This is a genomic window from Corynebacterium sp., from assembly GCF_030152825.1.
Taxonomy (GTDB): Bacteria; Actinomycetota; Actinomycetes; order Mycobacteriales; family Mycobacteriaceae; genus Corynebacterium.
Map to the genome: position 1 here is coordinate 1 of NZ_JASLIP010000090.1, position 8,425 is coordinate 8,425.

At 62.5% G+C, this 8,425-nt stretch carries 8 protein-coding genes and 7 tRNA genes; 8 read left to right on the plus strand and 7 right to left on the minus strand.

The features are described from left to right. From Q1V78_RS08795 to Q1V78_RS08815, 5 genes are all read right to left on the minus strand, one after another. Window positions 1-1,089 (minus strand): Dyp-type peroxidase (locus tag Q1V78_RS08795; protein WP_300613693.1); only part of this gene is annotated, 1,089 nt, incomplete at its 3' end. A gap of 125 nt (window positions 1,090-1,214) precedes the next feature. Next, window positions 1,215-1,880: a copper chaperone PCu(A)C gene (locus Q1V78_RS08800; RefSeq protein ID WP_300613695.1), complete on the minus strand. Its 666-nt coding sequence runs from the start codon at window positions 1,878-1,880 to the stop codon at window positions 1,215-1,217. A 129-nt stretch (window positions 1,881-2,009) separates the two neighbouring features. Then, window positions 2,010-2,312: a hypothetical protein gene (locus Q1V78_RS08805; RefSeq protein ID WP_300613697.1), complete on the minus strand. Its 303-nt coding sequence runs from the start codon at window positions 2,310-2,312 to the stop codon at window positions 2,010-2,012. 75 nt (window positions 2,313-2,387) lie between these two features. Next, a complete protein-coding gene (locus Q1V78_RS08810) occupies window positions 2,388-2,948 on the minus strand; it encodes a copper resistance CopC family protein (RefSeq protein ID WP_300613699.1) in 561 nt (186 codons plus the stop codon). Window positions 2,949-3,186: 238 nt separating this feature from the next. Next, window positions 3,187-3,258, minus strand: a tRNA-Val gene (locus Q1V78_RS08815). A 316-nt stretch (window positions 3,259-3,574) separates the two neighbouring features. Between Q1V78_RS08815 and Q1V78_RS08820 the strand changes: the two genes are divergently transcribed. From Q1V78_RS08820 to msrB, 8 genes are all read left to right on the plus strand, one after another. Continuing rightward, window positions 3,575-3,650, plus strand: a tRNA-Gly gene (locus tag Q1V78_RS08820). A gap of 18 nt (window positions 3,651-3,668) precedes the next feature. Beyond that, window positions 3,669-3,740, plus strand: a tRNA-Val gene (locus Q1V78_RS08825). 31 nt (window positions 3,741-3,771) lie between these two features. After that, window positions 3,772-3,847 (plus strand) — tRNA-Gly (locus Q1V78_RS08830). Window positions 3,848-3,900: 53 nt separating this feature from the next. Then, a tRNA-Cys gene (locus Q1V78_RS08835) sits at window positions 3,901-3,972 on the plus strand. Between the two features lie 34 nt (window positions 3,973-4,006). Then, window positions 4,007-4,078: transfer RNA gene (locus Q1V78_RS08840), tRNA-Val, on the plus strand. A 31-nt stretch (window positions 4,079-4,109) separates the two neighbouring features. Next, a tRNA-Gly gene (locus tag Q1V78_RS08845) sits at window positions 4,110-4,185 on the plus strand. 179 nt (window positions 4,186-4,364) lie between these two features. Continuing rightward, complete coding sequence (locus Q1V78_RS08850) at window positions 4,365-5,603, plus strand: glycosyltransferase family 87 protein (RefSeq protein ID WP_300613701.1); 1,239 nt, start codon at window positions 4,365-4,367, stop codon at window positions 5,601-5,603. 7 nt (window positions 5,604-5,610) lie between these two features. Then, a complete protein-coding gene (gene msrB, locus Q1V78_RS08855) occupies window positions 5,611-6,021 on the plus strand; it encodes a peptide-methionine (R)-S-oxide reductase MsrB (RefSeq protein ID WP_300613703.1) in 411 nt (136 codons plus the stop codon). A 98-nt stretch (window positions 6,022-6,119) separates the two neighbouring features. On the opposite strand, the gene hemG is transcribed toward msrB, so the two are convergent. Both hemG and hemE read right to left on the minus strand, forming a co-directional pair. Then, window positions 6,120-7,523: a protoporphyrinogen oxidase gene (gene hemG / locus Q1V78_RS08860; protein WP_300613705.1), complete on the minus strand. Its 1,404-nt coding sequence runs from the start codon at window positions 7,521-7,523 to the stop codon at window positions 6,120-6,122. Further along, window positions 7,520-8,425, minus strand: a 906-nt coding sequence (gene hemE, locus Q1V78_RS08865; protein ID WP_300613707.1) for a uroporphyrinogen decarboxylase, incomplete at its 5' end; no start/stop codon positions are given. The genes hemG and hemE, both read right to left, overlap by 4 nt.

Here is an 8,425-nt window from a genome sequence, read left to right on the forward strand (position 1 = left end):
GTGCTGCAGCGGAGTGAAGGAGGTGTCCGGGTCCTCTTGGAAACAGATGAAGATCAGGCCGGAATCGCCGTGCTCATTGACCTCGCCATCCCAGTTGAACGGGCGCCGCAGCATGTGCTTGCCCTCCCCTGCCGTAATGCCCACGTGGCTCTTGGGGTCGATGACGGGCAGTCCGGTGGAGTCCACCGCGTTGAGGTCTGGGTCGTCGAACTCGTCTTCTCCGGTCAGGGGCGCACCACTGATGGCCTTGCGACCAAAGACATTCTCCCGGCTCTCGCGGTCGAGGGCCTCCCAACCAGGCATATCGAAGGTCACCCGGCGCACGATCATCGAGGTCCCGTTGCGCTCGTCCCAGACTGCGTTGTCGAACTCCTCGTCGGTACGCGGGACGACGGTGCCGTCCTTGAATCCCATGAGGTTGCGTGCGGTCTGCCCCTCCCGGATGTCGACGAAGCCGCGCTGGGTCCAGCGTGGCTTGACGTAGTCCCGCCCGCCACGGGTCAGCACCCGCATCGCGTGGGACAGTGTGGTCAAGTCCTCGCCGCACATTTGGACGACGACGTCCCCGTCGCTAAACGCTGGGTCCAGATCGTCGCCCTTGAACTTCGGCAGTCCCTTGGTGTGGGAGGAAACCCACTTCGGAACCTCATCGAGCGACCCAATCTTTTCGATGAGAGCAGGCGACCAGCCGACGGTGATGGTCAGGTTGCCGGGCTGCAGGTTGAGCTCGGGCTCGAGGTCTGCCAACGCCGGCTCACCTTGGGTGAGTTTCCGGGCGTCCGGGGTCCACACGCGCATGAGCCGGCGGAGATCCTTACGGAGGGCCTCACGGCTGTTCGTGTTGTGGAAGTCGAAGGCCACGATGAGCCCGTGACTCTGGTGTGGCGTTTGGATGCCGGCCTGTCGAGCGCCGTCGAAGGGCACGGTCGACTTTTCCTCGATGTCCCCGGAGGAGTTGGGCATGTCCCCCCCGCGTCCCTCGCCCTCCGCGCAGCTGGCTAGCACCGCGGCCGCGCCCGCTGCGCCGACACCGGCGAATAGCCCACGTCGGCTGACGTTAAAAAATCCCGAAGACTCCCCAGTACTCATCTCTCAAATACCTTCTTCTCTCCTTGCTACGTCTCTTTATCCGCAGCCAAATGTCGGAAAAGCCTGGGCCCCGCGTTGGTCACGTGGCCCAGGCTTTCCATGTCATTACTTGGTGGGAGGCAGCTCTAGTGCTCGCCGTGCTCCCCCTCGCCGTCCATGCCCGCACCGTGGCCACCGTGCTCGCCGTGCCCCTCCATGCCAGCGTGATCACCGTGCTCGCCATGGGCGTCGCCGTAGTGCTCGTGGCTGGACTGCTGCACGCGAGCCGGGATGTCCTTCAGCTCGTATTCCGTGCCGTCCTCTGCCTTGAGGGTGACGGTGATGTCGTCACCTGCGGCGATTTCCTCGGAGTAATCCATGATCATGATGTGGTCACCGCCCGGCTTCAGCTCGAGCTCGCCGCCGGCCGGGATGCGCAGACCATCCGGGTTCTCCTGCATGACACCATCGACAACCTCGTGGAGCTCGTACTTCGCCTCCAGGCTGCCGGATGCGGAGACGATGTGGACCTCCTTGTCGGTGTTGTTGACCAGCTTGCCGAAGACCGCGGTCATGTCCTTATCAGTGCCCTTGGCGCCAACGTATGCCTCTTCGAAGGTCAGCCCCTCGGCGGCGTTCTCAGCGGTCTGCGACTCAGAAGCGGTCTGCGACTCAGATGCGGTCTGCTCGCTAGGCTTCTCCTCCGAAGGAGAGCAGGCGGCCAGGCCGAGAGCGGTGACGCCCATTAGCGCGACTGCGGTAGCGCGCAGAGACTTAGGGCGACGCACAGAGTGTTCAACGGTTGTGTTCATGGTGTACCTCACGGAAAAGTCCTTGATTCTCAAGGAAGTGGTTGGTGCGGCGAGCGGGACGCCGGGGCGGACGAATCGTCCCCGGCATTCCACCCCACGCGCATGGGATGTGGACCCAACCAGAAAGGCTTAGTTGAAGGTGCCTGCTGCAGGCTTGGCACCGGCGTCGTTAGCCGCACCCGGCTCGACGTCAGCGGTAGTTTCCTCAGCCTCGGTGGCCTCCTCAGACGTGGTGGTCTCCTCCGTCTCAGAGGTTGCCGAGTCGGCCTTCTTGTCCGTCTTGTCGCCCAGCTCCGGGGTCTTTGCCCCGACGGTGGCGGTGTCGATGTGCTCGGTGCCGGTAGCCTTCTCATTCGGTGGGGAGCAGGCAGCCAGCGCGAGCGCGGCGCTCAGCGCGACAACGGCGGACAGTGCAGTGCGGTTCTGCTTCACGGTTTTCAGACTCCTTGGTGTTTCTCGTGGCTCTTCGCCCCTACTGCGGTGAGGACCGCAGGCGGGCGCCCCAAACTACTTGGAGATACCCCGCCACCGTGCGATGGCGAGAACGAGAGCTCCTGCAATAACAACAATACTGGTTACGCCGAAAATCCAGGTAGGCACGCCCAACCCGTCAGACCCCGTCTCCTCCGACTGCTCGGAAGAGCTGGAATCCGAGGACTCGACGTCGCCGTACTGGAACTGCAGCGAACCGCGAGTAGCGTGGCCATCCGAGGAAGTGATCTGGTAGCCCACGGTGTATTCGCCGGGCTGCCAGTCCACGTCGTCAGACACCTCGATGCTCAAAACTCGGCCATCTGCATCGGGCTCCCCAGTGAAGAGGACGTCGCCATCGCGGGACAGCGCGATGCGATTAAAGCCCTCCTTAGGAACACCCGAGAATGTCAAGGAGATCTCCTTGACTGGCTCTTCGATCTTCGAGCCCTGCTTCGGCGTGGAGTCGACCACGAGGTCATGCGCTGCCGCCGGACCAACGCCAGCCCCCATCATCGCAAGCCCCGTAACGAGTGCCGCTACGAAGCCCGCAATCCGGGACCGGAGCTTGTGTGCGTCAGCAAACCATAACTGCATCTTCACCTTCCATTGATGTTCGGGTCCGATCTAGATAGTCGGACGATCGCTCGATTAAGTTCCCGCGAACTTCACTCCGCCCGAGCATACCCCCTAGCCTTCACCCCCACGTCACGCGCCGCCACTCCACACCAGAGGGACTTTCAGTGATTAGCTGAAGCCGCCGCCCACCCAATTAGACAGGGATGCCCGAGACGAAAAAGGGGCCGGTCGTTGTCGACCGGCCCCTTAATAACCGTGGTCCTAACTGGGATTGAACCAGTGACCCCTTCGGTGTGAACGAAGTGCTCTCCCACTGAGCTATAGGACCTTGCAGGAGATAATCTAGCTGAGCGCTACCGGCTTTTCCAAAACCTGCAGGCCGCAACCATATTCGGCACAATACGACTCGACCCCTAGTGACCACCCCAAGAGCACCACCTCCCGTAAGGTCGACACCAGGTGCCCCGCCCGCCCCCACCAAGAAAGAATGACGGGCAAATAACAACGAGGTGACTTTAAAACGACCTGGTTTTCAGCCCTACACCTGGCGATTTGTTGCTTCGGACACGATTGACTATCGTTTAGTGCTGCAGCACAGCGTGCAGCTGGTGGACCACAGGTTCCCGGTGAAACTTTGTTGTGATGCGGATGTAGCGCAGTTGGTAGCGCATCACCTTGCCAAGGTGAGGGTCGCGAGTTCGAGTCTCGTCATCCGCTCCACTCTTATTTTAGAGGACCGCGCGATTAGCTCAGCGGTAGAGCACTTCCCCGACACGGAAGGGGTCACTGGTTCGATCCCAGTATCGCGCACGGTGAGTTCACCATCACAGTGGATTCGCACGCGGATGTAGCGCAGTTGGTAGCGCATCACCTTGCCAAGGTGAGGGTCGCGAGTTCGAGTCTCGTCATCCGCTCCAGGTATTCTCCGCTCTACGTGGAGGATCACCACATCAGGCGGGTTTCACGCCACGGTGGAATGGCTGAGTGGCTTAGGCAACGGTCTGCAAAACCGTCTACACGGGTTCGATTCCCGTTTCCACCTCTCAGTTCGCCCCCGGGGCTGAACTTGAAAGCTAGCGCGATTAGCTCAGCGGTAGAGCACTTCCCCGACACGGAAGGGGTCACTGGTTCGATCCCAGTATCGCGCACGGTGAGTTCACCATTACGGTGGATTCGCACGCGGAAGTAGCGCAGTTGGTAGCGCAACACCGTGCCAAGGTGAGGGTCGCGAGTTCGAGACTCGTCATCCGCTCCAAAGATGAAGAGGCAGCAGTATTTACACTGTTGCCTCTTTTCTCATACCCCCACGATATTCTCGAAGACACCATGAGCCACTCTACCCCTTCCCCAGCGCCTGTCTCCGCGAAGCCAACCCGGGACGAGCCTCGTCGCGGCAGCGCCAGGACCACCCGCTTCGATGAACGCTTTCCATGGGTGAGTTGGGCACTGTGGCCGCTGGCGATCCTCACCGCCCTGCACAAGATCTGGGCCTCTTACGAGAGCGGCACGACGGACGACTTCACAACAGTCTGGGAAGCCATCAACCGCTTCTGGTCGGGCGTGCCGGTGTACTCCGAGGACTACACCACCACCGACCCGCACTATCTCTACCTCCCGGGCGGGACGATGCTGCTGAGCCCGCTGTCAGCCCTCGGCAGTTTTGAAGCGGCGCGGACGCTATATATCTTCGGCAACGCCATCGCGATCGTGATTGCCCTGGGGATCCTCAGCCACATCATCTACACCGCCCGCGACTGGTCTAAGACCTGGCTGGGGTCCCTTTCCGGTGCACTGTGGCCACTCAGCATCGTCGCAGTGTTCAACACCGAAGCCGTTCAAAACAACCTGCTCTTCGCCAATATCAACGGTGTGCTCCTGCTCTTCGCCACGATGTTCCTGTACTTCCTCCTGCGAGAAGGCACCACCTCCCAGGTGTTCAGCGGGCTCGCGCTGGGACTCGCAATCACGATCAAGCCACAGTTCGTCGTCTTGCTGTTTCTTCCCTTCTTTCGACGTCAGTGGCTAAGCCTTGTTGCGGCTCTCCTCCTACCTATCGCCTGCAACATCGTCGGCTGGACGTTGATGGCTGAGCCCCAGGGCTTCTTCGACAATCTCGTTCCGTACCTCGGCGAGGTCCGCGACTTCGCGAACTCTTCCATCGTCGGTGTCGGCGTGTACTTCGGGGCCAGCACCGCGACGATTTGGTTCTGGCGCATTCTCGCCGCCGTCCTCGTACTTATCGGCGCTTTTACCCTGCTGCCGTGGCGCAACTCCGCCCGCCCCGGGGATCGCGCGATGTGGGCATTCACCACCTCCTCGCTGCTGCTGATCGGGGTGTTCCTCGTCAGTTCCCTGGGGCAGATGTACTATTCGCTACTCATCGTGCCGCTTCTCTTCACGGCATTCCTCCGCCGATCGACAGTGCATAATCCAGTCGCGTGGCTGGGCGTCTACCTGTGCCTGGCCATCGACAGCTGGTACTCGGATCAATGGTTCTGGGCCGGGCGAATCTTCGAAACTCTGCGCGGCACCGTAGGCTGGATGCTGCTGCTCATCAGCATCTCGATCAGCGCGCTGATCTGGTTCCTCAACCGCTCCACCCCGTCCATCTCCGGTGGGAGGCACCGCAAGCCAGCGGAAGAGAACAACACCCAACCCTGGGAAGGTGAATAGTTTTCCAATGACCGAAGATTTCCAGAATCTTTCTAACGAGCAGTGGCGCCAGCGCCTCAACCCCGAGGAGTTTCAGGTGCTGCGACTGGCCGGCACCGAACGCCCCCACACCGGCGAGTACGTCGATACCGAAACCGAGGGAGTGTACCGCTGCCGCGGCTGTGGCTCCGAGCTCTTCCGTTCCACGGAGAAATTCCACTCGGGTTGCGGCTGGCCGAGCTTCTTCGACCCAGCTGATAACGATGCGGTTGTTCTGCGCGAGGATCTGAGTCTCGGCATGCGCCGCGTGGAGGTTCTCTGCGCGACCTGTCACGGGCACCTGGGGCACGTCTTTGAGGGCGAGGGCTACGATACGCCCACCGACCTGCGCTACTGCATCAACAGCATCGCGATGACCCTCGAGCCCCGCCAGATCTAGCCCAACCGCTCCCCCGCAGAAAAAGATGCCGGGTGCTGCTCCGTCTTCAGGAGCTGCACCCGGCTTTAGTCGCTCACTGCTTTCCCGCAGCGTGGGCCTTAACCCAAGTCGGCAATGATCTTATCCGCCGCAGCGATCCCGGTCGCAACGGTAGCTGGCACCCCGACGCCGCGGAGCATCGAACCAGCGACCGCGAGACGTGGCACCCCGGCTACGTCATCCAGCACCCGCGACATCTTCTCGGCGTGCTTCACCCCGTAGCACGGGATCCCGCCATGCCAGCGCTGCACGAAGATCTCCTCCGGAGTCTTCCGCTCGCCTGTGACCCGCTCCAGGTCCTCCAGAGCGTAAGCCAACAGAGCCCGATCGCTAGCGTCGACGTACCAAGGCTCGTCCTTGGTGCCGAAGGAGGCGCGGACGAAAGCCCCACCGCCCTGGGCGAGGTGCGGCCACTTCTTGGAGCTGAAGGTGAAGGCTTTCGCCGCGGTGCCCGAATTGGACCCCAGCAGCACGCCGGAGCGCTCGGGAATACCGTGGTCAGAGGCAAAACGCATACCCACCACCGCAGAGCTCGAGAGCTCGACGCTGCCCAACGCCTCCGCTGCCACCGGCGCAGCGTCCTCCAAGATGACGGACGCGGTCGGCGCGGAGGTTGCGACGACGACGGCGTCCACCGTCCCCAGTGGATCAATCACCCACCGGCCGTCCGAGGTCCGGCCGAGAGACTCAACAGCAGAGTTCAGGATCAGCTCGGGGTCGGCCTGGCGCATCATCTCCTCGATCAGGCTGCGGTAGCCCTTGTCGAAGGAGCGGAACGGTGATCCCCCACCGCCGACCGCAGTGGCCCGTCGCTTCGCCAGCAGATCTTCTACCACGTCGAGCAGGAAGAAGCCCTGCTCTCCCTCGCCTGCGCGATCCAGTGCCGCTGCCAGCTGTGGCAGGGTCGCCCGCACACCGAGTTCGTAGGCGCTGCAGGAGTACACCCCACCCAGAAGCGGGGAGACCAGCTTATCCACCACAGCCTTGCCCAACCGGGCCTCAACAAGCGTGCCCACGGTGGTGTCGTCGCCCGCGTTCCACGTCATCGGCTGGCCATCGCGCTCGGCATCCAGCAGGGCAGCTTCCGCAGGGCTTAGGATCTCGGACACCGCATCAGCCGAGACGGGAATGCCCATCAGGGTCTCCCGCGGGATGTCAACGAACTTGCCATCCACCAGGAAGGACGAGCGCGCCGTAGAGGGGGTGTGTAGCTCGGAGCTCATTCCCAGCTTGTCGATCAGTTCCATGAATGGCTGGTCGAAGCTCAGGAACGCTTCGGCGCCCATATCCACGGGGCCGGTGGAAAAGCGCACCGTCTTTAGCTTCCCGCCCAGGCGCCCGTAGGCCTCGGCGAGCATCAGCTGGGCGCGATCCCCGAGCTGTTGGCGCAGCTGCCAGACCGCGCTGACTCCGGCGATCCCGCCGCCGATAACGGCAATGCGTGGCTTTCGCGCCGTGGTCATGAGTTGTGAACCTCCTCGAAGGCCGCGGTGATGGCGTCGGCGTCCGTGTGTGGCATCACACCGTGGCCAAGGTTAAAGATGTGGCCCCGGGAGTACCCCAGCTCGATGGCCTCGTCAGCCTCGGCGGCGATCCGCTGCACGTGCTCGCGGATCACATCACGGCCTGCAAAGAGCACCGCCGGGTCGAGGTTTCCCTGATAAGCCTTCGGGGTCTGGTCTGGCAGCGCCTCCTGCACCCGCTTCGCGGCGACGTTCATTGGCACGCGCCAGTCAACACCCACGACATCCGGGCCAATCTTCGCCAGGTCGACCAGCAACTCGCCCGTGCCGACGCCGAAGTGCGTCATTGGGATACCGTACGGTCGCACCGCATCGAGGATCTTCTGGGAATACGGAGCGACGTACTCCCGGTAGTCGCGGGCGGTGAGGAAGCCTGCCCAGGAGTCGAAAAGCTGGATCGCGTCCACGCCGGCCTCGATCTGTGCCTGGAGGAAGTGCGCGATCATCGGGCTGAGCTTTTCCATGAGCGCGTGCCACAACTGTGGCTCGGCGTACATCATCGCCTTGGTGACCTCATGGTTCTTCGACGGCCCACCCTCGATCAAGTAGCTAGCCACCGTGAACGGAGCTCCCGCGAAGCCAATGAGCACCTGATCCGTGCGCAGGCGCTCGAGGATCTGCCCGATGCCCTCCACGATCGGGCCGAGCTGGTCGGGCTCGAGGTCCGGGATGTTCGCGATCTGCTCGGCGGTGCGCACCGCCTCCCCCATGACTGGACCGCGTCCAGCAACGATCTCGACGTCCATCCCGGCGGCCTTCAGCGGGACAACGATGTCGCTGAAAAGAATCGCTGCGTCAGCATCGTGGCGAACGACGGGCTGCATCGTGATCTCAGCGAGCAG

Bases quoted from the DNA above. Each gene is read 5' to 3' on its own strand.
- Q1V78_RS08800 (WP_300613695.1), bottom strand. From the start codon at position 1,880: ATGAACACAACCGTTGAACACTCTGTGCGTCGCCCTAAGTCTCTGCGC.
- Q1V78_RS08810 (WP_300613699.1), bottom strand. From the start codon at position 2,948: ATGCAGTTATGGTTTGCTGACGCACACAAGCTCCGGTCCCGGATTGCG.
- msrB (WP_300613703.1), top strand. From the start codon at position 5,611: ATGACCGAAGATTTCCAGAATCTTTCTAACGAGCAGTGGCGCCAGCGC.
- hemG (WP_300613705.1), bottom strand. From the start codon at position 7,523: ATGACCACGGCGCGAAAGCCACGCATTGCCGTTATCGGCGGCGGGATC.